This window comes from Cupriavidus sp. WS (assembly GCF_000395345.1).
Lineage (GTDB): Bacteria > Pseudomonadota > Gammaproteobacteria > Burkholderiales > Burkholderiaceae > Cupriavidus > Cupriavidus basilensis_B.
Genome location: NZ_AQPL01000773.1, coordinates 1 through 376, shown reverse-complemented (window position 1 = coordinate 376; position 376 = coordinate 1). Strand labels below are relative to the sequence as shown.

Below are 376 nucleotides of genomic sequence, written 5' to 3'. Positions count from 1 at the left end.
CTATCAGCGCAAGGGCTTGTTGCTGGAGCCTGACAAGCCCTATGGCAGCATCCGCCGCTATGGCGAGGCGGATGTAACGCGGGTGCGCTTCGTGAAATCAGCCCAGCGGCTGGGCTTCAGCCTGGATGAGATCGCCGAGCTGCTGCGGCTGGAGGATGGCACCCATTGCGAGGAAGCCAGCAGTCTGGCCGAGCACAAGCTCAAGGACGTGCGCGAGAAAATGGCTGACCTGGCGCGCATGGAGGCCGTGCTGTCTGAGTTGGTGTGCGCCTGCCATGCGCGAAGGGGGAACGTTTCCTGCCCGCTGATCGCGTCACTACAGGGTGGAGCAAGCTTGGCAGGTTCGGCTATGCCTTAGCGTGCTTTATTTTCCGTT

1 protein-coding gene is annotated in these 376 nt (G+C 61.7%); it reads left to right on the top strand.

The window, feature by feature from the left end; all coding sequences use genetic code 11:
- Positions 1-358 (top strand): MerR family DNA-binding protein (locus tag K206_RS42485; protein ID WP_020207221.1); only part of this gene is annotated, 358 nt, incomplete at its 5' end.
- Between the last annotated feature and the right edge of the window lie 18 nt (positions 359-376).